Source organism: Ohessyouella blattaphilus, assembly GCF_024721265.1.
GTDB lineage: Bacteria > Bacillota > Clostridia > Lachnospirales > Lachnospiraceae > Aequitasia > Aequitasia blattaphilus_A.
Genome location: NZ_JAMXOC010000022.1, coordinates 33,734 through 55,649 on the forward strand (window position 1 = coordinate 33,734; position 21,916 = coordinate 55,649).

Consider the following 21,916-nt stretch of genomic DNA (forward strand, 5'->3'; position numbering starts at 1 on the left):
CGAATTCAACGTTTTGTAGAGTGACGACTTCCCCGAGTATATGCTAAAATTCACTTAAAGAAAGTGAGGTAAGCATATGGATCGAATACGTTTTGGCACAGCTATCTCCGAGCGCCGAAAAAGCTTAGGCTTAACCCAGGCAGACCTTGGAGAAAAGGTATATGTTTCTTCAAAGACCATTTCCAAATGGGAACTAGGAAAGTCACTTCCCAGTGTCGAATACTGGGATTCGCTTGCAGATGCTCTAGAGCTATCTATGGAAGAATTTTTAACACTTTTCCATAGCCCTGAGACCACGCCCTCAACCTCAGAGCTAATCAAAACAACCCTCGATAGGAGTGTGACGAACGTAAAGTGGTATAAAAAATATGCCGCTCTCTTTGTCTGTGTAGCAGCATTCTTACTTATTTTATCAACGGTATTAATCATCCAATACCAGCAAGAGAATAACGAAAGATTAAGCGCCGTAGCCCCTTATAAAATCGAAAAGATTTCTGATAAGGAAACTACGTTCCTCTATGACCCATACCACAATGACACTGACCGAGCGACAGGGCTACAAAATAGGGTCATTGTTGCTAACACTAACCTGATTTGCTCTGAGAATATCAGTGACCCTATCAAAAAAGGGCAGTTCTACAATATCAAATTCACCTTTATAAATGACAACGTTATTGAAGAACCGACCCAAAGAACTGTTTACGCTGATGAAGTTCTCTTAGTACAGCAAATAATTAAAACCGATTAATACAAGCAAATACTTCCATCGCCCTCACCCTAGCAAGGCCTGAAGAGACGGGCTCATTCTTAAAGAAGAGGGCAAAGCCTTTTTGATTCAGCTCTTGAATCACAGATTGTATCGTCGCCTTTAGATCCCCTTTCTGAAGAGAGGGGTTCTCCTTTATGTAGCGTAGAATGTAAGCTAAGGTCTGGGTTTGCTCCTTATCTACTATCTGTTCTACATACCGTAAATCTATTTTTTCGTTACCTAGGCTAAAGGAAAAGTCATCCCATTGTTTGATTTTTAGTCGTGATTCAACCACTCGGTCGCCCCGGTAGCTTTTTCTTTTCTGGGTACTTCCAGCAAAATTCATAACTCGCTTCTTTGGTTTGATTCTTTCATCTCTTGCCATGCTCACATCTTTTAGGTATTCACTAGCAACTTGTTTGGCCCGCTGGGTAATGTCATACGCCTTATAGCAATCCATCTGCAGGACTTTATCCGCAATCGCAAAAAAGCTACCGCTGCTGCCAACTACTAGGATTGTGGATACGCCCTCGTCTACATAGAGGCTCCTTGCTCTTTCCAAAAACGGCGTAATCGGTTCTTTATCTCTGGCAACCACTTCCTGCATCAGTTCATCGCGAACCATAAGGTTTGTAGCCGAGGTATCTTCATCGATTAAAAGTAGCTTACTTCCTGCTTCAATTCCTTCGATAATACTCGCAGCCTGGGAGGTGCTGCCACTAGCATCCAAGGTGGAAAAGCTTTCGGTGTCCTTCTCATTAGGAAGATGGTTAATGAAAAGGGAGATATCAACATCGGTAATCTTTCTGCCATCTTCTGCCCGCACTTTCATCGCCGTCTCATCGGTAATGACGTACTCTCTCCCATCTCCTTTGCGGTGATTATACACCCCTCTTTCGATGGCTTTTAATAGTGTTGATTTCCCATGATACCCGCCACCGACGATAACGGTTATTCCTTTTTGTATACCCATACCGCTAATTTCCCCTTTGTAAGGAAGGTCTAGCACCACTTTCATGCTTTCTGGAGTAACGAATGGAATCCCTTCTTTCATTGGTCGCTGAGAAACACCACTCTGCCGGGGAAGTATGGCACCATCAGCCACAAAAGCCACCAGCTCTCGTGTTTTAAGCTCCTGCCGAATATACTGCTGGTCTCTTGCAAGCTCAATTTGCTCTTTTAGCTCCTGCTTCTGTAAGTTCTCATAGCACAAGCCCTTTTCCACACAAACTGGTAAGTAGTCAAAGAGGATTTTCATTAGCTCGGTAGAATCAATCGTTCTGCCTCTAGCTGGAAAGCCCACCTGAAATCTAAGAATAATATCTTTTTCTCTTATTTCCAGTGCCGACCTTTGGATAACTTCTTGACCGCAGCTACTGATGCCGATCAAACCACTCTTTCCTGAACCCTTGGCCTTATATGAGAACTTATCTATTTCTTTTCGAAAACATCTAAGTAGATAATCCGCTAAAGCGACCTTCTCATAATCCTGTTCATAATATTCACTAGGTAGCTTATTTACTTGATGAGCCACCGCAATACTTAAAGACGAAGGCGCCGCAAAAGGATCTCCTTGAACATGTTCAATATTTAAGATAAAGCCCGGGAAGCGATAGCTTCCCTTAACACCTTTATACGCTGGGTAACTCTTTCTATTTATCTCTTGCAATTTTCTGCGTAAATCAGTACTTTGAAACATCTTTTCACCTCATTTTTTTCCTAAACACTCCCCTAATTATAGTATATGATAAACTGACCTGACAAGGGTTTGACACTCCCTATTTATCTATGCTACTATAGTTTAGTATGATAACGTGTTACAACACTACTACAATAGAATGAGAGGCAAATATAATGGTAAAAAAAGTATTAGCAGTAACCCTATTATTAGCAATGACATGCACCTTATTACTTACAGGTTGCAAGAAGGAAGAAAAGAAAGAGGACGATACCACTTTCGCGGTCGGCTTTGACGCATCTTTCCCACCATACGGTTATAAGGATGACAGTGGCGAGTATGTAGGCTTTGACCTTGACCTGGCCGAAGAAGTTTGCAAGCGCAACAATTGGACATTGGAAAAAGTGCCGATTAACTGGGATTCAAAGGATATGGAGCTTAACTCAGGCACCATTGACTGTATCTGGAATGGCTTTACGATTAACGGCAGAGAAGACGATTATACCTGGAGTGAACCCTACGTGGATAATAAGCAAGTTATCGTTGTAGCTAAGGATTCAGGAATCAAAGACTTCGCTGGACTAAAAGACAAGGTTGTGGAAACTCAAGCTGATTCTTCGGCGCTAAAGGCTCTGCAAAATGACCGCGATGATTTAACCGCTACCTTTTCTAAATTGACGGAAGTACCTGAATACAATACGGCTTTTATGGACCTAGAATCTGGTGCCTGTGATGGCGTGGCCTTAGATATCGGCGTTGCTCTCTATCAGATTAACTCACGCGATAAAGCCGATGATTTCATCGTCCTTGACGAAGAGATTTCTTCTGAGCAGTACGGAATTGGCTTCAAAAAAGGAAACGAAGAGCTTCGTGATAAAGTATGGAAAACACTCCTTGAGATGGCTGAGGACGGAACGGTTGCCAAGATAGCTGAAAAGTATAGCGACAGTGGTGTTCCTGGGGCAGTATCTCTTGGTAAATAGGAGGCATAAACCATTATGCAGATGAATGTATTAATTGGACAATTGGCGACAGGGATGATTTTCTCTGTTGCCATCTTCTTACTTACCCTAGTCCTTTCTTTGCCACTAGGGCTTGTTATTTCCTTTGGACGGATGTCAAAAATCGGCTTTTTAAGAGGCCTTGCCAAAGTCTATATTTCCATAATGCGAGGCACTCCGCTAATGCTTCAGTTGATGGTGGTCTATTTCGGGCCTTACTATCTTTTTGGGCTACGCATTTCTGATCGCTACCGCTTTATTGCAACGATAATTGGCTTCGTTATCAACTACGCTGCCTACTTTGCCGAGATCTATCGGGGCGGAATCGAATCCATGCCTAAGGGACAATACGAAGCGGCGCAGGTTCTTGGATATAGCCGCTTTCAGACCTTTTTTCAAATTATTCTGCCACAAGTGATTAAGCGGATTTTGCCTTCGATTACCAACGAAGTCATTACCCTTGTCAAAGACACCTCCCTGGCTTTTGTTATCGGCGTTACCGAAATGTTCACGATCGCTAAGCAACTCTCGGCCGCCCAAACATCAATGGTACCTTTTATCGCTGCGGGATTGTTTTATTACATTTTCAATCTACTGGTAGCCCTAGTAATGGAAGGTGCCGAAAAGAAACTGAACTATTACAGTTAGAAGAGGTAAAAGCGTATGAAGCTATTAGAAATAAAAGATTTACATAAAAGCTATGACGGTGAAAGCGTCCTTAAGGGGCTCTCTATCACCGTTGAAAAAGGTGAAGTTCTGGCGATTATCGGTCCTTCCGGTTCAGGAAAATCAACCTTGCTCCGCTGTGCTACAGGCCTTGAGACTGCCGATAGTGGAGCTATCAATTATGAAGGCCGCTTCGGTTTAGTCTTTCAGAATTTTAACCTTTTCCCTCATTACAGCGTTCTAAAGAACGTCTGTGATGCGCCTTTAAAGGTACAAAAGCGGGATAAAGCAGATGTAAAAAAGGAAGCTCTGGCTCTCCTACAAAAAATGGGGCTAGAGGATAAAGCAAACGCCTACCCTTGCCAGCTCTCTGGTGGCCAACAACAGCGGGTTTCCATCGCTAGAGCACTGGCGATGCACCCAGACATACTCTTCTTCGATGAGCCCACTTCCGCACTTGACCCAGAGCTCACTGGAGAAATCCTAAAGGTTATCAAAGATTTAGCCGCCGAGGATATGACCATGGTTATCGTTACACACGAAATGAATTTTGCCAGACAGGTTGCTGACCAGATTATCTTTATGGAAGAAGGTGTCATTCGCTTAGCAGGCACTCCCGAGGAAATCTTCACTTCCAAAGAACAACGTATTGTGGATTTTATCGGTAAGGTTAGTAATAATTAACATAAACAAAAGGAAAAAAAGACATTTCAGATTTTCTGATTCTGAAATGTCTTTTTTTTGTTTAAAACAGGGGATGAGGGAATCGAACCCCCGCCAAAGGTTTTGGAGACCCCTATCATACCACTTGACCAATCCCCTAGGTATGTTTTTTGGCACTAGATATTTATACCATGAAGACCCCTGTATTGTCAAGGCAAATCACGCTTTTGATTTCACAATTCTCCTCATTTCTGTTATTATGATACTAGGTTAATATCGATTTGCGAAAAGGAGGAGTTTTGTATGAAGAGATCAAAGGCTGTTGATATCGTCGGCATTCTCAGCATTCTTACCATCGCCTGTTGCGGGATTGTATGGATTAGCTTAGCATTGGTGCCCCCTTGGGCAAAAAAATCAGACATCAAATAATTTAGGAGGACATTATGGGTATTATTTCTTGGATTTTTGTCGGCGCTATTTCTGGCTTTGTCGCTGGCAAACTAATGAACGGACGTGGTTCCGGCTTCATTAAAAATGTAATTATCGGCATTATCGGTGCTTTTATTGGCGGCGCGGTTATGAACTTCTTTGGCAATGTAGGCGTCACCGGCTTTAACTTACGAAGTCTGGTGGTCTCTGTCCTTGGTTCTGTCATTCTCATTGCCATTATAAACGGTTTTGGTAAGAACAATTGAAAACACTAATAGCAGCACTTTTGCTGATTATGCTCCTAACGGGATGCGCCTCTAAGGAAGCCAATAGTGAGCCGCCGGCTTCTGTAGATAAAGCGCCTGCCGCTGTAAAGAAAGATGCAAGTGCTGAAGCTTTTAAAGACTCCCTTGCGCTTTCTGTCGAGGGTGCTAAGCTCGTCCAAGGCGATGGTACTCCCATTCAGCTACGAGGTCTCAGTTCTCACGGGCTTTCCTGGTTCCCCCAGTATGTAAATAAAGACATGCTGATGCAGATGCAAAAGGAATGGAACTGCAACGTCTTTCGCCTGGCTATGTATACAGCGGAATACAATGGTTATTGCACAGGTGATGAGACTAACCGCATAGCTCTTATAGAATTGATCAATAGAGCTGTTGTCGAGACAGAGGAATTAGGGATGTACCTAATTATCGACTGGCACATTCTCAGTGACAACAATCCACTTATCCACCAGGATGAAGCGCTCGCTTTTTTTGAAGAAATGTCCAGGAAATACGCAGATAAGTCTCACCTGCTCTATGAAATCTGCAACGAACCAAATGGCGATACTAGCTGGGAGGATATTCGGGCATACGCTAGCACCATCATCCCCGCCATACGCGCCCATACCGACAGCGTTATTTTAGTCGGTACTCCAAATTGGTCCCAGGACATTCACTTAGTGGCAGAGAATCCCCTTGCCGATTACGATAATATTATGTATACTTTGCATTTCTACGCAGCTACTCACAAAGAGTATCTACGTACCCGAATGCTCGATGCTGTAAAGGGTGGACTTCCCATATTTGTTTCCGAGTTTGGCATTTGCGATGCCAGCGGGAACGGCATCATCGATGAGCCACAAGCCAATCTCTGGTTAGAGGCTATGAACTCACAGAATATTAGCTACGTAATGTGGAATCTGTCAAATAAAGACGAGAGTTCGGCGGTAATACTGCCTAACTGCACCAAGACGACGGATTTTGATTCTGAAGACTTAAGTCAATCGGGATTATGGTTTGTGGGCAGTGCTGATTCGCCAAAAAAGACAGCTTCAAAAGCGGAAAAGACACCCTCCGAGAAGGGTCTGTCTTGTAAGGCCCAACCAGAAAATAGCTGGGAAAGCGACAATCAGTTTTTCCAGCAATATTCACTTAATATTCAAAATAACGATAAGAACGCTGTCAGTACTTGGAAGATTACCCTGACCTTTGACCAGGATATTCAGCTAGAAGATAGTTGGAATGGCAAATTCACGGTATCTGGTAATACCATTACTATCACACCTGTTGACTACAACAAGGAAGTGGTGACCGGGCAAGCGATTACTGATATCGGCTTTATCGTATCTGGAAACGGTCAGTTTACTCTGACAAAAAACACTATAAAATAACGGCAAAAAGAGTGGGTAGTCAAAATGACCGCCCACTCTTTTTACCGTTAGTTTAATTTCCAAATATCTTTGTTGTATTCTGCAATGGTCCGATCAGCCGAGAAGTAGCCGGCTTTAGCGATATTGACCACCATTCTTTTCGCCCATTTCGTACGTTCCTCGTAGGCTGCATACGCCTCATTCTTGGTCTTAATATAATCCTTAAGATCTAGAAGAGTCATAAACCAGTCTTTATTAATCAGCTCTGCATGGAGACGCAGAAGCATCTCGGAATCGCCAATTTCTAAAAGCTTAGGGCTGATAATAAAGTCAATCCAAGTACGAATGTCCGTATCTTCTATGTAGTAATCAACGGCACGATAGCCGGATGTCTCATAGAGGCGAATAACCTCTTCACTACTAGCGCCGAAGATAAAGATGTTATCATCGCCCACCAGCTCGTGAATCTCTACGTTCGCCCCGTCTTCGGTACCGATGGTGAGAGCGCCGTTAAGCATAAATTTCATATTGCCGGTACCACTGGCCTCTTTTGAGGCTAGGGAAATCTGCTCAGAAAGGTCCGCAGCGGGAATCAGTTTTTCCGCTAGCGTAACGTTATAGTTCTCTACCATAACCAGTCTAAAGTAAGGAGCAACCTCTGGATCTGCCGCGATTAATTCCTGTAGACAGAGAAGGAGGTGAATAATATCTTTCGCTATCGTATAGGCCGGTGCCGCTTTCGCACCAAAGATCATCGTAATCGGTGTTGTCGGTTTCTTGCCACCCTTTATCTCAAGGTACTTATAGATAGCAAACAAGGCATTCATCTGCTGCCGCTTGTACTCATGAAGACGTTTGATTTGAATATCGAGAATTCCTGTTTCGTTAATCTGAATATTTTGTTTAGCTAAAAGGTATTCCCGAAGTTCAATTTTCTTTTCCTGCTTAATGGCCAATAAGGACTCTAAGAAATCTTCGTTATCGATATAGGCTAAGAGCTGTTCTAAGGCATTGGCATCTGTCTTAAACTCACTGCCGATGCTACTTTCGATTAACCGTGCTAAGCTTGGATTGGCATGTAAAAGCCACCGTCTAAAGGTGATACCATTCGTCTTGTTATTGAATTTTTCCGGATATAGATTGTAGAATTCTTTAAGCTCTGTCTCTTTTAGAATCTCCGTGTGAAGAGCCGCTACACCGTTTACGCTAAAGCCGTAATGGATATCCATATAAGCCATGTGTACGCGGTTATCCTTATCGATAATATGCACCTGAGGGTTGCTATACTTTTCTTCGATTTTCGCTGCTAGTTCCTTGATGATTGGCACAATAATCGGCACCGTCTCTTCAAGGTAAGCCAATGGCCATTTTTCTAGGGCTTCTGCCAGAATCGTGTGATTTGTATAAGCACACGTTTTACTTACAATCTGGATGGATTCTTCCGGTTCGATGCCTTCTGCTCTAAGTAGCCGAATCAGCTCTGGAATTACCATCGACGGGTGAGTATCATTAATCTGAATCACCACATGTTCGTGGAGTTTGTGAAGATTATAGCCCTTTTTCTTTACTTCTTTCAGGATGTACTGAGCCCCGCAGCTAACCATAAAGTATTGCTGATAAATTCTCAGTAGTTCTCCCGCCTTATCGCTATCATCTGGATAAAGGAATAGCGTTAAGTTACGCTGAATATCCTTTTTATCAAAGGAAATCCCTTCCCCTACAATCCCTTCATCAAGTGAGTCTATATCAAATAGGTGAAGCTTGTTCACGCCCTTATTGTAACCGACCACATCAATATCGTAGAGGGTCGACTTTAAAGTAAAGTCTTTATAGCTTACCTGAAAGCTATCCTCTTGGCGTGAAAGCCAAGAAGGAGTAGTAATCCAAGGATTCTTTTCTTCCACCTGCTTATTGTGTTCAAAGACTTGTTTGAAAAGACCAAAATGATAATTAAGGCCGATACCATCACCAGGCAAATCTAAAGTAGCGATGGAATCAAGAAAACAAGCGGCTAATCGCCCCAAACCGCCATTCCCAAGAGACGGCTCGTCTTCTATTTCTTCGATGTCGATGATGTTCTTGCCATTTTCCCTAAGCAAGTCTTTTACCTCATCGTAAATACCTAAGTTAATTAAATTATTGGCTAGAAGCTTGCCGATTAAAAACTCGGCGGAAATGTAATAGAGTTTCTTGTCTCCCGTAATGGCGGGCCCTCTTTCCTCTAGCTCTTTAACCGCCAAGAGCAGGGCTTCAAAGATTTCTTCATTGGAGCTCTCGGCGATGGATTTATTCAAGTTATTCTGTATAAGGTGTTTGATTTCTGTCACTTCCTTACCTCCTATTGGCGTTTAAATCTATAATCTTAAGCAGAGTACCACGTCCATAAAACGTACATGGGCGTAGGTGAATGCTCACATGTCCATAATTTAAAACGCTTATTTTTAATCGAACATTTGTTTGTGTAGTGTCGGTAAATCTGATATAATATAAATAAGAACGGAACATTGAAAAGTGAATATTGTATGAGGTTTTGTAAGTCAAACATCTTACAAGTAAAACAATATGTGTCGTCAAGTAAAGACGATAAAACATACCGTTCCTTAAAAAGTATTCCGGTCAAACGGATAGTGGTGGCATGAGACCGCCGTCTCGGCACGAACAGCCTGTACGATACAGGTTCGAAAGACGAAAGTGTTACGGCTAGTAAAGTAAGTCGGAGACTTACATCCTTGTTCGCACTTCGGTGCACAAGATACCACTTCCAAGCATAGGCATTGGGAGTTGGTTTTTCATAGATTGGGGTTGGTCGATGCTCTTTCGATAAGCTCACCGGCAAAAATTACACCAGGGACGCTTTCTTTACTCTTAATCATGCGGAACAAAGCCTGCATCGAAGATGTGGTTAGTTCCTTAATCGGTTGGCGAATGGTGGTAATTGAGGGTTCGTAGTAAAAGGTCTCGTCAATGCCATCAAAGCCAGCTACGGCGTAATCTTCCGGGATTTTCTTCCCTGCTTCAAAGATGGCTTTACATGCACCGATTGCTAATAAATCAGAGATAGCAAAAACCGCAGTAAAATCCAGCTTTTCCTTTAGGGCTTCCTGCATAACGACGTAACCATTGCGCATAGAATACGTTACCACGTTCTTTGCCATATAGCGAATCAGCTTTTCGTCTAAGTCTATATGATTATCCTTAAGCGCTGCTTGATACCCCTCAAGACGTCTCCGTCCAATACTTTCGTCGTGTTCCATCGGCCCAAGTAAGACGATGCGCTTGTGACCCTGACGAATTAGGTACTCGGTCATCTTATAGCTTTCTTTATAATCGTCTACTGCATAAGAGGAACAGACGCATTCTTCGTTATTACCAAAGTCACTGGTGGTACAGGTTACAAAGGGGACGGTAAGCTGACTTAGACTTTCCTTCGTGTGGTACTCATATCCACCTAGGAAAACAATGCCACGAAGACGTTTTTCTTTCGTAAGAGCCACCGCAATATCCACCTCATTGGCATGCTCATCTACGTGTTGGAGAAAAAAAGTATATTTCTTGGTGCGAATTTCCTTTTCTATTTCTGTCACCAATTTATTAAAGAACTGGTTCGAGATTCCCTTTACCAGTACCGCAATCGTCTTATTATCCGAACGCTTCAAATTTCTGGCACTATTATTCGGCACATAATTAAGCTCTTCAATCGCCTGCATGATTTCTGCTTTCGTCTGCGGATTGATGTCCGGATGATTATTAATCGCTCGTGATACGGTACTTACAGCCACGTTACAGCGTCTTGCTACATCTTTGATTGTCACTTCCATCTACTTACCCCCTCTTCAGGATTTAGCGGTCATAAAGATTAACCAAATCCCTAATCCTTCTTAACATTTTCTTCTTAATCATACTTCGCTTATAGCGCCAAATCCAGTTCCCACCCACAATTCCTGGTTGATTAATTCGCGCTCTGGCATCTAAGTTTAAATAATCCTGAAGAGGAATCACACAGAGATTAGCGGTACTGCTCATCGCCAAGCGAATAAATTCTCTGGCCGCGTGGCGGTCGCTGAGAAAATGCCTGCCTAAATAATGGGTAGCGAATTTTCTTTCATCGGGCTTAATCTCCTGATACCACCCTCTCGTCGTGGTGTTATCGTGAGTACCGGTATAGACCACACAGTTTCGCGGATACGTATGGGGCAGATAATTGGATTTTTCCCGAGGGTCAAAAGCGAACTGTAAAACCTTCATGCCTGGATATCCTGTTTCTTTTAGGAGCATTCTGACCGAATCTGTCAAAAAACCTAGGTCCTCAGCAATAATCTCGATATCCCCTAAGGTTTCTTCGAGGGCTTTAAAAAGAGCCATGCCTGGACCATCTTCCCATTGGCCATTTTCAGCCGTGGTATCCTCAATCGGAACTGCATAGTATTGATCAAAACCGCGGAAATGATCGATGCGAATCACGTCATAGAGACGTCTCTGATATTCCATCCGCTTACACCACCAGGCAAATCCCGTGCTCGCGTGCTTCTCCCAGCGATAAATCGGGTTACCCCAAAGCTGTCCCGTAGGTGAGAAGCCGTCTGGGGGAACGCCGGATTGTTTTGTTGGCCTAACGTCACTATCAAATTCAAATAACTCTGGGTTTGCCCAAGCATCGGCAGAATCCATAGCGACGTAAATCGGAATGTCACCGATGATTTTAATTCCCAAGTCATTCACGTACTTCTTTAATTTCGTCCACTGCTTAAAGAATAAATACTGGACGTATTTGTAAAATTCTATCTCTGTCTTTAAGCGACTGCGATACTCCTCTAAAGCCTTCTCTTTTCGCAAACGGATATCGTCGTCCCAGGTCAGCCAGCTCCGGTCATCAAAGCTCTTCTTAACGGCCGTGTAAAGGGCGTAATCATCAAGCCAGATTTTTTCCTTTTCGCAAAAGTCCATAAACTCGGCATTGCTTTTAACATTGCTGTGCTCGTAGGCTTTCCCTAATACTTGCCACCGGGCGTGATAGATTTTTTCATAGTCAATTGCTTCTTCGTCTTGCCCAAAGTCCAGACTGTCCACGTAAGCCTTGTCAAGAACGCCTTCTTTTATCAAGACCTCTAAATCGATAAAGTAAGGGTTCCCAGCAAAGGTAGAAAAGGATTGATAGGGTGAATCTCCATAACCAGTAGGCCCCAGTGGCAAAATCTGCCAATACTTCTGACCGGCCTCTTTTAGCTGGTCGGCAAACTCATAGGCCTCCTTCGAGAAGCAACCGATACCGTATGCCGAAGGCAAACAGCTAATCGGTAATAATATTCCACTTCCTCGCATTCGCGATTCCTCCTAACCTTTCACGGCGCCCGCAGCTACTCCGCGAATAATATATTTTTGACAACTTAAGTAGAAAATAACGATCGGAATAATAGCAATTACTAGCATCGCCATCATATGCCCCATATCAACACCGCCATAACCATCTCTTAGATACTGGATAGCAATCGGAATCGTCTTGATTTCACTGGGTAGAATGAGCTTCGGTAGTAAGTAGTCATTCCAAATCCACATCGCATTTAAAATCGCTACGGTAATCGCGGTTGGTCGCAATAGTGGAAAGACAATTTTAAAATACGTCTGCCAAGGGTTACAACCATCGATGTAGGCCGCTTCCTCAATCTCTAAAGGAATCGCCTTTACAAATCCCGCAAAGATAAAGATGGAAAGCCCGGCACCGTATCCCAGATAGATAAAGATAATTCCTACCGGATTATCTAGGTAAAGCATGTTTGCCATCTTCGACATACTAAACATTACCATCTGGAAAGGTACGATCATGGCAAAGACGAATAGGTAGTATAAAATCGAGGTAATCTTTCCTTTTACCCGGGTGATATACCAAGCGGTCATGGACGTACAAAGGACGATGAGACCGACGGAGAAGACGGTAATGAATAAACTCCAGCCAAAGGCGCCGATCAGTCCCGTCTTGGCAATTCCCTTTATATAGTTATCAAGTCCTACAAAAGATCCTTTTCGCGGTAGAGCGAAAGGCTCTGAACTGATAAATAACGTTCCTTTAAATGAATTATAAACAATAATGATAATCGGCACTAAAAATAATAACGCAATGGCACCAATAATGATAGTAAGAAATAAATTATCTCGCTTTTCTTTCGCTTTCATCAGTTCTCCACCTCCTTACTTCTTGTGGCTCGAAGCTGAATTAGGGCAACGACTCCCAACAATAGGAAGAAGACCACCGCTTTTGCTTGACCCACGCCCTCCCAGCCTGGCCGACCGTAGAACGTGTTGTAGATATCAAGTGCCAGCATCTGCGTCTTCCGACCAGGAGCACCCGCCGTTAACGCTAAGTTTTGGTCAAATAGCTTGAAGGAATTGGTTAGAGTCAAAAATAGACAGATGGTAAAAGATGGCATCATCATCGGCATCACAATCTTCCGAATCGCCTGAAATCTCGTAGTGCCATCAATCTCTGCAGCCTCCAATAAATCTGGCGAAACATTCTGAATTCCGGTTATATAGATAATCATCATATATCCAATCATCTGCCAATTCATGAGGATGACTAAGCCCCAAAAACCGTATTTGGGATCACTGACAATGGTCATTCCTTTAGTGAGCAGAACGCCATCGATAATCATCTTCCAAATGTAACCAAGAACAATTCCCCCGATCAAGTTCGGCATAAAGAATACTGAGCGGTATAAATTTGTCCCTTTAATCCCCTTTGTCAAACCAAGAGCTAGGATAAACGCAAAGACGTTTACTGAGATTACCGCTAATACCGTAAAGGCTCCCGTGAACTTAAGGGCCTGAATGAAGTCACCGTGTTGTAGCATTCGGCTATAGTTCTTAAGGCCGACGAATTCCGCATCGATAATCGTCGTGAAATCACAAAAGGATAGGTAGATACCGACGATAAACGGTAACAAAAAGGCAAATGTAAAAGCGATAAGGGTGGGTAAAACAAATACGGGAAAATACTTTTTTAATGCTTTATGCATATGTACACCTCATTTCTGTGTCGGATAAAAAAGCTGCTTGAGGGATGCAAGTGCTCCCCTCAAGCAGCTAATACGTATCTAGTCTGCGATAGCTTCTTTTTCAGAGGCCCAGCTTGCTGTCATGTCAGACACTACGGCATCCCATTCCTTATTTCCCTGTGCATACTCAAGTAAAGAAGCACCAAAGTCATCTTTAAAGGTCTGGCTTGGGAAGGTGGTGAATACCCAGTTCACTACAGTCTTAGAATCATCCTGAAGAGCTGCTGCAATTTGTTGTGCCAAAGGATCTTCTGGCTGTTCGCTACTATCGAAGGTACTAAATGGCATAATAAAGCCCATGTCTTCGATCATGAATTTTTTACCCTTTTCAGAGGTTACTAACCAGTTCATAAAGTCAAGGGTTGCTTGCTTGTCTGCATCACTAGCCTTCTCGTTTACACAGAAGTAGTTCTCAGTTCCTAGACATAGTCCTTGGTCTTTATCATCATCAGTACCTGTGTAAAGTGGCATAAACTTAACGTCCTCTGCCTTTACTACGTAACCGTCAGTCTCTGTTACCTGGCCCCAACCCCAGTTACCGTTTTGTACCATGGCACTCTTACCTAAGGCGAATTCTGCCATTGAGTCGTTTACTGTCTTCGAACCAACAAGTCCAGGTTCAACGGTTGAGTTATTTAGGTATAAATCGAAAAGGTTTTTGTACTCTTTGTTGTAAGAGAATTCGATCTTATCCATATCGTTTGTGTCGTTATCTTTGTACTCATAGAAAATCGGCACATTTGCTAAATGAGTCTGCCATCTCCAGTCTTCTCCAGGTGAGAAGGAGGTAGATGAGAATACGCCATCAATACCAAGTTCTTCTTTGTGTTTGGTCATGTCTTCAGCAACGGCTTTTAGCGTATCAAAATCTTGGATTTCATCAGCTGAACCGATAGAAACGGCTTTATCTGCTAAAGCGAAATACTGTTGCATAATGGCATCGTTGTAGATAATTCCAAATCCCTCTACTACGTAAGGAATTCCGTAGACACCATCACCATCTGTTACAGCAAGGCTTGGGTCGGACAAATTCTTGTAAAAATCGGTATCCTTTAAATCCATACAGTAAGCTGACCAGGTTTTATAACCGATTGGTCCATTGATCTGGAATAAAGTTGGTGGCTCTTTCTTCGCGATTTCTGACTTAAGTGTGGTCTCGTACTGTCCAGAAGCGGCGGTACTAACTTTCACCTTAACACCAGTCTCATCTTCATACTCTTTCGCAATGGTTTCCCATTGTTTTGATACTTCTGGCTTAAAGTTCAGATAATACACTGAGCCTTTATCGTCGCCTTCTTCTTTCTTGCTCCCGCATCCGGCAAATAAACCTACTGCCATTAAAGATACCAGAGATAATGCGATTACTTTCTTAAACTTCATCGTAACTCCTCCTTATAAAATGAAACCTATGGTTTTGGAAACGGTATCGGTAACGTTTCCGGTTCATGTCATAACCATACCACCTTTACCTAGAAGATTCAAGACCGTTTGACTTTTATTTGTTATTTTTGTGCACCTTTCACATTTTTATTTATGTCTTCTAAGAAGAAGTGCACAAAAAAAAGGGCCATTATCTCAGCCCCCTTACATTTTACAAATACTTCATTATATTTTGAAACACGGTCTCTTCATCGCTAGGATTGATATAGGCATGATTCGCATCTCCTTTAAACCGAAGTGAATCTCCCGCCAAAAGAAGGTATTCCTTCTCATCAATTACTAGTAAAAGCTGTCCTTTTGTCACCAAAACGTATTCTTCGTAGACATTTGCATGAGATGGTGACTCGTAGTGGCATCCAGGTAGCAAGGTAATGTGAAAATAATCAATACCAGTCATTGGATCAAAGGGAAATACATTGCGTAAGATCATACGCCCCTCATCCTCTTCCACTAACGGAGTGTCCGCCAGAGGCATCACGTGGTAATCGGTGCTTGTGGTCTCCAGCAAACGGGAAAAAGTAATGCGCAGTCCGGTGGAAATCTTCCACAGAGTGGATACCGTCGGGTTTGATTCTCCTCTTTCAATCTGGGCTAGCATTGCTTTACTCACCCCTGTGCGCATCGCCACTTTGTCTAAGCTTAGGCCCATTTCCTGACGTACGCTTTTTATAATTGCTCCCATATTTGCAGGTGGGTTATTCATTGACTTTCGCTCCTTTTTCTCTTTTTGTTAAATCCAAAGTCTATGTCCTCTAAGTATAAGAAACCAAACGGATGCCATAAGAACGGATTAAATCCGCCGCTTCTTCAAGCTCCTCTTCACTTGGCACTTCAAAGATATGTAATGCCTCCTCCATCTGGAGAGCGTGGTATTTTTCACGTCCCAAATCGTGATATGGAAGCAATTCAAGCTCGGCATCTGGCAAATATCTGGACATAAATTCTAAAGTCTGTTCTAGGTTTTCCCTCGTCAAATTAAGACCGGGTATAGAGGGTATACGTATGGTCATTGGTATTTTCAGCTCATAGATACGCTTCGCATTATCCAAGATAATTTGATTGGATACACCGGTGTAATGCTTATGCTTCTCTTCATCCATAACCTTAAGATCATAAAAAATATGACTCATTTTTGGTAGAATATCTGAGACTTTATCAAAAGCAAAATAACCACACGTTTCTAGCCACTGATCAATACCTTGGGAGCTTAATCCCGTTACCAGTTCCCGCAAAAACTCAGCCTGGAAAGTCGGCTCGCCTCCGGAATAAGTTACACCGCCACCAGAATAGCGATAGAATATCTCATCCCTTTGCACCCTCTTTATAATGTCTTCAGCGCTGCTGGCTTTACACATTACGCTTAGCGCTTCCTGAGGACAGGCGCTCGCACACACACCACAGCCCACGCAAAGCGTTCGCGACCCTTTAGCCGTCGGATCAATCCCCTGAGGACAGACACTCTTGCATGTTCCGCAGTGAGTGCATTTTCCTTGGTAGTACGCTAGTTTTCTATTTGTGGTCCATGTTTCTGGATTCGCACACCACTGACACCTTAGAGGACACCCAGGCAAAAATATCACGGTCCGAATGCCGTCACCATCATGGGTGGAAAAGCTCTGTATTTGCAGTAAACTTCCGTTTTCTATTCGTTCTTTATTTTCACTCATAATTATAAATTGCTGTGCGTATTGCGCACGATAATGGCTTCCTGCATTTCTGGAGACAGGTTCACAAACTGGGTGCTATAGCCGGCCACTCTCACCAGTAAATCCCGGTACATTTCCGGCTCTTTTTGGGCTTTACGCAAAGTTTCATTGGATACCGTATTAAACTGCACATGAAAAGCTCCCAATGAAAAATACGAACGAATCAAAGCGCCCAGGTTATTAAGTCCTCTATCCGTTTTTAGTAGCTCTTCATTTAGGCGCAGATTCATTAACGTCCCACCAGTATGGACATCATGATTGACCTTCGCACTAGAGCGCATGGCGGCTAACGGACTTTCAATATCGCTTCCCGCATAAGGAGAAACCCCTTCCGATAATGGCTCCCCGGCTTTGCGTCCACAAGGAGTTGCGTCAATTACCCGTCCCGTAGGGATATAATTGGAAATCCCCATAAAGGCTGAGTTAAAGGGCGAACCAAATAAATCACGGTAGCCCCTGGTGGTTCGGTAATAAGTGTTTGATAGGTAAACCGCAATTTCATCTACGTAATTGTCGTCATTCCCGTACTTGGGCACAGCTTTTACCTTCCCTCGCAGGGCTTCATATCCTTGCCAATTGGCATCTAGCGCCATATTTAATTCTTCCATAGTTGTTGCTTTCTCTTCAAACACCAGCTTCTTAACTACCGCTAGTGAATTAGCCGTAACCGCTAAGCCGATACCGGTTAATACCGGTCCCACGTTATAATGGGCGCCGCCGCGACTTAAGTCCACTCCGCGCTCTAGACAATCCTCTACACACGCCGAAAGGAAGGGCCGGGGAACGATCTCGGTATGTAGCTTCTGGGCCAAAACCGAGGCAATAACAGAGTGGCGAACTAAATTATCTAGCTGGCGAATAACCGCCGCCTGAAATTGTTCATAGGTTGCAAAACGATTGCTAGGGACTTCTGCTAGTCCCATCTGCTCCCCTGTCATTCGACTTTTGCCCTCATTCATGGCATATTCTAGCGCGGCGCTAAAGTTAACATTTACGGCTGAGGTCCATTCCCCAGTCTTGCGAAAATGAGGCACTACACACCCGCAATTATTCCAGTCTCTAGCATCTTCTGGCTCATACCCTGCCTGCAATAGCATCTGGGTTCCCGCTTGATCATTGTGAATAGCCGGAAAGCCGGTACCAGTTCGTACTAGTTCAGTAACCGCTCTTAAAAACTGGGCTGGACAATCCGCATGAATACGCACACTTAATCCCGGTTGATGGGTACGGACGCTCTCCGTTGCCGCCAAACAAATATAAGAAAGATCGTTGGTCGCATCGAATCCGTCACGGGTCTTCCCACCAACTGTCAGATTTTGAAACTGATTATAGCCGGCAAAAAATCCAGCTGTGTTCGCCGATATCGTCCAGACCCATTCTGATAGCTTAAGCCACAGCGCTTCTACTAGCTCCTGAGCGGATTCCTTGCTAATTCTATTGTTTTCTATATCCTCTTGATAATAAGGATACATGTACTGATCAAAACGTCCCAGATTTAACGCCAAAGGATTTTCCGAAATAATTCCCCCAAGCTGGGTAAACCAGACGAACTGTACCGCTTCATGAAAGGTTGTCGGTGGCTCGGCTGGGACGTGTTCACAGACGGTAGCAATGGTTTCTAAATCTCGTCTTCTGTCACTGTCTACTTCGTCCTCTAGTAGCGTGCGAGCTTTCTGGGCATAGCGTTTGCTAAGACAGATAATGCCTTCACTAATCAGGATTTGGGAGCGATAAAAGATGATTTTATCCATATCCTCTGGTTTGGCAATATCTAAGCTCTGTAAATGCTCCTTCGCCTCTTCGAGAATGCCGGCAAATCCCTTTTTAAAAAGAATATCCTGATAGTCTGGAGTTATTTCACCTACCGCTTGCCGCCACTTTGAATCATTGTCGATGATTCCCGAATCTATCACCAGTTTCCTTGATTCTTCCGGGATTTGCGCCAAGAAATGCTCTTCCAAAGATTGATTCTCCCAATAAGGAAATATCTTTTCCCTTACATATGCTCTTTGGTCATCGGTCATCTCATAGGGATCCTGTGATCTTTTATCAAACTGATCCATCTCCCGGTCCACCCAGCGCCAGGAAAATTCTGGTGTTAGAATTCCGCTTCGGCGAAACTTCCCTGCCGTTCCTACCACCAATTCATCGTCGAAGATTTCTACCGTGAACTCCTGGCAGAAATCATAGAAGGCCTGGGCTCTTCTAATGGCTACCGGCTGTCCTTCCGTACGCTTATGGGACTCCGTATAAATCCTCGCTCTCTCAATGCATATTGCCGGTTTCGTATTAATATAGTTTTGCCGTAGCCTCTCTATCCTCGGTGTTATGCTCATAAAGACACCCCCTTTGTGTGCTATAGTGAATTTTGTTCATTATAACATACAAAGAGGGTGAATACTATTGTTCTTTGTTTTGTCTATTCTTTTGGTTTGTTTCTAATCGTTTTATGGTCATAAAGTAACCTATCGCTAAGGGAATACTCGCTCCTACCCAGGCCAAAGGACTGGCCATACTCACACCGGTAAACCCTAGAGGGGCTACGAGAAACAGAGCTGCTCCTGCTCGCATTATAAGCTCCATAATCCCCGCCACAGTAGGAATCACGCTTTCTCCTAAACCTTGCAAGGTAAAGCGATAGATAAATAGTAGCGCTAGCGCCCAATACATGGCTCCGTTAATCTGCAGATACGTCTGGGCATAGGATAATACTTGACCCGCGTTTTCACTAACGAAAAAGCCTGCCAGATTATGACCAAAGAAAAAGTTAATCGCTCCCGTAACAATACTAAAACTAAGGGAAATTAGGGTACACTGAAAAACCCCTTTCTTGATCCGGTCAATCTTTCCTGCTCCGTAATTTTGAGCAGCATAGGTACTCATGGTCGCACCAAAGGAATTCATCGGGAGCGTAGCCACTTGATCTACTTTCTGAGCGGCCGTAAAGCCAGCTACTGCCGTAGCGCCTAAGCCATTAAGGACAAATTGCAGAAGGACAGCACCAATGGCGATAATCGACATCTGAAAGCCCATGGGAAAGGCCACCCGAGCGTGCTGCTTAACATCCCAGCCAGTAATCCGAAAATCCTCTCTTTCAAGCTTCAAAATTGGCAACTTCTTTTTAATATACTGCAAACACAATAGCGCTGAAAGTGCCTGTGAAATAATAGTGGCAAAACCGGCACCCGCTACGCCCATATGAAAGAATAGAATAAATAAAAAGTCTAAACCGATATTAAGTATACAGGCGAATATAAGAAAATAAAGCGGTGTCTTGCTATCTCCTAAAGCGCGAATTACGTTTGAAAATAGGTTAAACATAATATTTGCAATCGTACCTGCAAAGATTACAATAATATAAGCGTAAGCATGATCAATAATCTCTTCTGGTGTCTGCATTAAGACTAATATCTGTCTGGAAAACACCACCGCTAAGACTGTCAGGACAACGCCGAGAACCAAACTAATTACGAGACAAGTCGCATAGCTGCGCCTAAGTCCTTTTTCATCTTTGGCGCCAAATCGCTGGGCGATGATTATCGAAAGTCCTGTGGTAACCCCGATCGCAAATCCTAAAATCAGAAAGCTTAAGCTTCCCGTACTCCCAACCCCAGCTAAAGCATCAACGCCGATGGTACGGCCAACGATCAAGGTATCTGCCATACTATAAAATTGCTGAAAAATATTACCGATTAGCAAGGGAATTGTGAAGGACACAATCAGTTTTGCCGGAAAGCCTTTGGTTAAATCTTTTGTCATAATTTGTCCCTCCTTTTAGATAAATACAACTTGTTCTAGTATATTACTCTGAGTGAAAAGTGAAATGGAATTTCTTGCAGTGTTTTTGTAGAATTTTGCCCTTAAAGTATGTATACTTTAATTATGTTCAGACAGGAGATTTTATAATGAGAACACAAGAATACGATTTAACATATAACGATTTAAACCCTACTTTTTTGTTTTCGTGCAATCTTGAGCGGGTTGAGGACGAGACGAATTACCACGCCCATGATTTTGTGGAACTCTCCATTATCACGAAAGGAACGGGGGTTTATCATATTGACGGCGTAGATTATCCCGTCTCTGCTGGCGATCTTGTCGTCTTTAACCCGGGAACCTACCATAAAAGCCTCGTTACAAACCCGGATTATCATACTACGGAGCACTATATCGGCTTCTCCGATATTCACTTGCGAGGTCAAAAAGCGAACATCCTTATCCTACCGGGGAACGTACCCGTCTACAGCATGAGTGGTAAGATGAAACAAGAGGTACTTAATATCTGTAATCGAATGGCAAAGGAATCGGCTGCGGCCAGTAGTGGACGGTACTTTCTCTTAAAAGCATATTTAATCGAGCTCATCGTCCTCATCCTTCGTGAGGTTGAGGATACGTCCTCTAACCATAAAGGCTACGTATTTGAATCTCCTTATCGCAAATATGTGGTCAGTCAAATGATTAATTTCTTTAATGATCATTTCTCGGAAAAAATATCCCTCGACCAGATAGCACAAAATATGTATTTAAGCACTTTTTATTTAGCGAAAATCTTTAAAAGCGAAACTGGCGATACCCCCATTAACTATCTAATTAACTTACGACTAGAAAAAGCTCGGGAGTTATTAGAAGAAGATAGTTCTGCAAGTATTCAAGATATCGCAGAAAAGGTTGGCTATGAAGATGTCTCTCACTTTAGTAAAAGCTTTAAAAAGCATTACGGTATCGCTCCTACTAAGTATCGTTCTGACACTATCTAACCAAAATACACCACATAAAAACAGGTAAGACTTTTCGTCCTACCTGTTTTTCGTATATATTATACCTTCAAAACCAGCATACAAGAAACAATAATCATCCTGTTCATTTTAAAACCTATCCATTTTTGGTCATGCCCTCGACCGAT

The 21,916-nt window shown here is 43.1% G+C and carries 19 protein-coding genes and 1 tRNA gene; 8 read left to right on the forward strand and 12 right to left on the reverse strand.

Annotation, left to right across the window (positions count from 1 at the left end; translation table 11 throughout):
* Positions 1–76: 76 nt before the first annotated feature.
* Positions 77–748 (forward strand): helix-turn-helix domain-containing protein, encoded by a 672-nt coding sequence (locus tag NHH16_RS12470; RefSeq protein ID WP_262069937.1) that lies wholly within the window; start codon positions 77–79, stop codon positions 746–748.
* On the opposite strand, the gene NHH16_RS12475 is transcribed toward NHH16_RS12470, so the two are convergent.
* The gene (locus NHH16_RS12475; protein ID WP_262069938.1) at positions 735–2,447 is read right to left on the reverse strand and encodes an ABC-ATPase domain-containing protein; all 1,713 of its coding nucleotides are present in this window, start codon (positions 2,445–2,447) and stop codon (positions 735–737) included. The two genes, NHH16_RS12470 and NHH16_RS12475, sit on opposite strands and share 14 nt — an antisense overlap.
* Before the next feature lie 155 nt (positions 2,448–2,602).
* Here NHH16_RS12475 and NHH16_RS12480 point away from each other — a divergent pair, with 155 nt between their 5' ends.
* The 3 genes from NHH16_RS12480 to NHH16_RS12490 are packed head-to-tail and all read left to right on the forward strand — an operon-like array spanning position 2,603 to position 4,777.
* Positions 2,603–3,409, forward strand: a complete 807-nt coding sequence (locus NHH16_RS12480) for an amino acid ABC transporter substrate-binding protein (RefSeq protein ID WP_262069939.1) — start codon at positions 2,603–2,605, stop codon at positions 3,407–3,409.
* A 21-nt stretch (positions 3,410–3,430) separates the two neighbouring features.
* The gene (locus NHH16_RS12485) at positions 3,431–4,075 is read left to right on the forward strand and encodes an amino acid ABC transporter permease (protein ID WP_334304485.1); all 645 of its coding nucleotides are present in this window, start codon (positions 3,431–3,433) and stop codon (positions 4,073–4,075) included.
* Between the two features lie 15 nt (positions 4,076–4,090).
* Positions 4,091–4,777 carry an amino acid ABC transporter ATP-binding protein gene (locus NHH16_RS12490; protein WP_262069941.1) on the forward strand — a complete coding sequence of 229 codons (687 nt, stop codon included), beginning with the start codon at positions 4,091–4,093 and terminating at the stop codon, positions 4,775–4,777.
* 67 nt (positions 4,778–4,844) lie between these two features.
* On the opposite strand, the gene NHH16_RS12495 is transcribed toward NHH16_RS12490, so the two are convergent.
* Positions 4,845–4,915, reverse strand: a tRNA-Trp gene (locus tag NHH16_RS12495).
* A gap of 144 nt (positions 4,916–5,059) precedes the next feature.
* Here NHH16_RS12495 and NHH16_RS12500 point away from each other — a divergent pair.
* Genes NHH16_RS12500 through NHH16_RS12510 form a run of 3 tightly spaced genes read left to right on the forward strand, consistent with a single transcriptional unit; the run spans position 5,060 to position 6,839 of the window.
* On the forward strand, positions 5,060–5,185 hold the full coding sequence (locus NHH16_RS12500) for a hypothetical protein (RefSeq protein ID WP_262069942.1): 126 nt from the start codon (positions 5,060–5,062) through the stop codon (positions 5,183–5,185).
* Between the two features lie 14 nt (positions 5,186–5,199).
* Positions 5,200–5,451 (forward strand): GlsB/YeaQ/YmgE family stress response membrane protein, encoded by a 252-nt coding sequence (locus NHH16_RS12505; RefSeq protein WP_262069943.1) that lies wholly within the window; start codon positions 5,200–5,202, stop codon positions 5,449–5,451.
* Entirely contained in the window at positions 5,448–6,839 is a 1,392-nt protein-coding gene (locus NHH16_RS12510; RefSeq protein ID WP_262069944.1) for a cellulase family glycosylhydrolase, read from the forward strand. Before NHH16_RS12505 ends, NHH16_RS12510 begins: the two co-directional genes overlap by 4 nt.
* A gap of 47 nt (positions 6,840–6,886) precedes the next feature.
* Here NHH16_RS12510 and NHH16_RS12515 read toward each other — a convergent pair whose 3' ends face one another.
* The 10 genes from NHH16_RS12515 to NHH16_RS12560 all read right to left on the reverse strand — a co-directional run bounded on the left by NHH16_RS12515 (position 6,887) and on the right by NHH16_RS12560 (position 20,772).
* Complete coding sequence (locus tag NHH16_RS12515; RefSeq protein ID WP_262069945.1) at positions 6,887–9,145, reverse strand: glycogen/starch/alpha-glucan phosphorylase; 2,259 nt, start codon at positions 9,143–9,145, stop codon at positions 6,887–6,889.
* A gap of 462 nt (positions 9,146–9,607) precedes the next feature.
* Complete coding sequence (locus NHH16_RS12520) at positions 9,608–10,636, reverse strand: LacI family DNA-binding transcriptional regulator (RefSeq protein ID WP_262069946.1); 1,029 nt, start codon at positions 10,634–10,636, stop codon at positions 9,608–9,610.
* A gap of 22 nt (positions 10,637–10,658) precedes the next feature.
* On the reverse strand, positions 10,659–12,137 hold the full coding sequence (gene malQ, locus NHH16_RS12525; protein WP_262069947.1) for a 4-alpha-glucanotransferase: 1,479 nt from the start codon (positions 12,135–12,137) through the stop codon (positions 10,659–10,661).
* 12 nt (positions 12,138–12,149) lie between these two features.
* A complete protein-coding gene (locus NHH16_RS12530) occupies positions 12,150–12,986 on the reverse strand; it encodes a carbohydrate ABC transporter permease (RefSeq protein ID WP_262067438.1) in 837 nt (278 codons plus the stop codon).
* Positions 12,986–13,828 carry a carbohydrate ABC transporter permease gene (locus tag NHH16_RS12535; protein WP_262069948.1) on the reverse strand — a complete coding sequence of 281 codons (843 nt, stop codon included), beginning with the start codon at positions 13,826–13,828 and terminating at the stop codon, positions 12,986–12,988. Before NHH16_RS12535 ends, NHH16_RS12530 begins: the two co-directional genes overlap by 1 nt.
* 78 nt (positions 13,829–13,906) lie before the next feature.
* Positions 13,907–15,247 (reverse strand): ABC transporter substrate-binding protein, encoded by a 1,341-nt coding sequence (locus NHH16_RS12540; protein ID WP_262069949.1) that lies wholly within the window; start codon positions 15,245–15,247, stop codon positions 13,907–13,909.
* A 211-nt stretch (positions 15,248–15,458) separates the two neighbouring features.
* Entirely contained in the window at positions 15,459–16,010 is a 552-nt protein-coding gene (locus NHH16_RS12545; RefSeq protein WP_262069950.1) for a helix-turn-helix domain-containing protein, read from the reverse strand.
* 49 nt (positions 16,011–16,059) lie between these two features.
* On the reverse strand, positions 16,060–16,974 hold the full coding sequence (locus tag NHH16_RS12550) for a glycyl-radical enzyme activating protein (protein WP_262069951.1): 915 nt from the start codon (positions 16,972–16,974) through the stop codon (positions 16,060–16,062).
* 2 nt (positions 16,975–16,976) lie between these two features.
* A complete protein-coding gene (locus NHH16_RS12555) occupies positions 16,977–19,349 on the reverse strand; it encodes a glycyl radical protein (RefSeq protein WP_262069952.1) in 2,373 nt (790 codons plus the stop codon).
* Between the two features lie 64 nt (positions 19,350–19,413).
* Positions 19,414–20,772, reverse strand: coding sequence for an MATE family efflux transporter (locus NHH16_RS12560; RefSeq protein WP_262069953.1), 1,359 nt, complete (start codon positions 20,770–20,772; stop codon positions 19,414–19,416).
* Between the two features lie 146 nt (positions 20,773–20,918).
* On the opposite strand from NHH16_RS12560, the gene NHH16_RS12565 reads away from it, so the two are divergent.
* Positions 20,919–21,770 (forward strand): AraC family transcriptional regulator, encoded by an 852-nt coding sequence (locus tag NHH16_RS12565; RefSeq protein WP_262069954.1) that lies wholly within the window; start codon positions 20,919–20,921, stop codon positions 21,768–21,770.
* Positions 21,771–21,916: the final 146 nt, after the last annotated feature.